The sequence below is a fragment of the Synechococcus sp. R55.7 genome (genome assembly GCF_047461955.1).
GTDB lineage: Bacteria > Cyanobacteriota > Cyanobacteriia > Thermostichales > Thermostichaceae > Thermostichus.
In genome coordinates this window covers 1-1,801 of sequence record NZ_JANSIC010000222.1, presented here as the reverse complement: position 1 = coordinate 1,801, position 1,801 = coordinate 1, and the positions used below count along the sequence as shown (strand labels likewise).

The window sequence follows — 1,801 nt, the reverse complement described above, 5'->3', positions numbered from 1 at the left end:
CCGGCTGCCAAAGTTGAGCCCCGCAACCACCTCACCTTCCCTCAAATTGACAACGAATGAAGCAGTTGTCCCGGTGGGGGGTGGAGGGGAGGGTGGTGCTGGAGTTGGGCTGGGGGCACTGCCGATTACCGATTGCACAAAACCGGCGAAGCTAGACACCCGCGTATACACCCCATAGAAATTGGGCTGGGCGCAGCCGATGCCAAAACTGGTGATTCCGGCCAGGGCAAAACCCGTGCCACTGGACACAATCAAAGGCCCACCGCTATCAGCCTGACACGCATCGACTCCCCCCTGAGGAAAGCCGGCGCAGAGCATGGTATCTAAAATGTTGCCATTGTAGGATTGGGGCGCGTTGCACACCGCATTGGAGACGATGGGAACGGTGGCCTGCTGCAAATCTCGGGGAAAGCCGCTGGGCTCTTGATCCAGGGCGCGGGGGAAGGTGGCTCCCCAGCCGAGGATGGTGGCGGCAGTGCCGGGGGCTGTCAGGTTGGTTTGGTTGGGCTGCACCAGTGGCAGGGTGGCCAGAGCCACTGGCCGAGAAAGGCGCACCAGGGCAATGTCGTTCCCCCCAAGTTTCCCCACCTGGGGGTTGTAGCCGGGGTTGAGGACAATTTGCGCGGCGCGAATGCGTTGGCCGGCACCGATTTGCAAGCGGTTGGTACCCAACAGCAGATCCAGATTTTGGGCACTCACTACCTGCTTGCCTTGTTCGTCGAAAAAACAATGGGCAGCGGTAACTACCCACTCCGGCGCGATCAGGGATCCGCCGCAAAACTGCGCTCGAAAGGGATCCGGCTCAGCCGCGTTCAGCAAGGCCACCATCCAGGGAAAGGCCCCTTCGGGAGCAGGTCTGCCGCCCACAATCCGCTCCAGCCCCAAGCCTGAGCGCGGCGTGGTGAAGATTCGCCCTGGGGGCAAAAGGGCGGTGACGCGGTAGGTGCCAGGGGGCAAGTTGGAGAAGCGAAAGTTACCGCTGGCATCGCTGACGGTGCTGGGCTCCCCCGGGTCGAGGCGGCCATTGCCGTTTAAGTCCAAAAAGGTGGCGATGCCCGGCAGCCCCGGCTCCCCCGGATCCCGCAGCCCATTGCCGTTGAGATCGTCGAAATGGGATCCCTCAATTCGTCCTGTGGGAGGAGCTGAGACTGGGGGAAGCGGGCGACTGGAACCCCCGCCGCCACAGGCGCTTATGCTCAGGGCCAGACACAACCCCAGCGGAATAGACCAAGAGCGAGCCAAGCCCAAGGAGGAATGGGATCGCGAGAGATGAGGCATGGTCAGATTCTCCAAAGCCAGCCGGTTATGCCAGCCAAGGATATCCTACCGGCGAAGCCTAAAGATTGCGGAACCGGGAACGCTTCCCCCCGCGCCCGGCTCTTCCGATTTGCCCCAAGACCCCAATGCCCACTTTAGCCTCTTGCCGCCTGCGCAACTGGGCAGTAAAACCAGGGTGGGAGGGTGTGTGGCAGATGAATATCGCGGTCTTGGGGTTCAAAGGGGGCGTGGGCAAAACCACCACGGCGGTACACCTGGCCCTCTACCTTCAGCAAAAACAAGGGGCAGCTCCTGCGGGTGGGTCGGGGATGGCCCTGTTGATCGACGCCGATCCCAATCGCTCGGCCTCTCGCTGGGCAGAACGGGGATCATCCTTTCCTATCAAGGTATTGGCCGGGGATCCCACCACTCCCACGCCCACAGGCTTTCAGCACACGGTGATCGACACTCCTGCCCGTCCCACCCCGGAACAGTTACCAAAAAACTGGGTCTAAAGCCCCGCCCTAAGGCCTACGGCCCGCTG

General features: G+C 62.0%; 2 protein-coding genes. One reads left to right on the top strand and one right to left on the bottom strand.

Annotated elements, in window-relative coordinates; genetic code table 11:
• Positions 1-1,278, bottom strand: a 1,278-nt coding sequence (locus NW820_RS10600) for a trypsin-like serine protease (protein WP_414407462.1), incomplete at its 3' end; no start/stop codon positions are given.
• A gap of 194 nt (positions 1,279-1,472) precedes the next feature.
• Between NW820_RS10600 and NW820_RS10595 the strand changes: the two genes are divergently transcribed.
• The gene (locus NW820_RS10595; protein ID WP_414350991.1) at positions 1,473-1,772 is read left to right on the top strand and encodes an AAA family ATPase; all 300 of its coding nucleotides are present in this window, start codon (positions 1,473-1,475) and stop codon (positions 1,770-1,772) included.
• The last annotated feature ends 29 nt before the right edge of the window (positions 1,773-1,801 follow it).

What these genes read in the sequence shown, in the direction of transcription:
- NW820_RS10595 (WP_414350991.1), top strand. Translation starts at nt 1,473, where the DNA reads ATGAATATCGCGGTCTTGGGGTTCAAAGGGGGCGTGGGCAAAACCACC.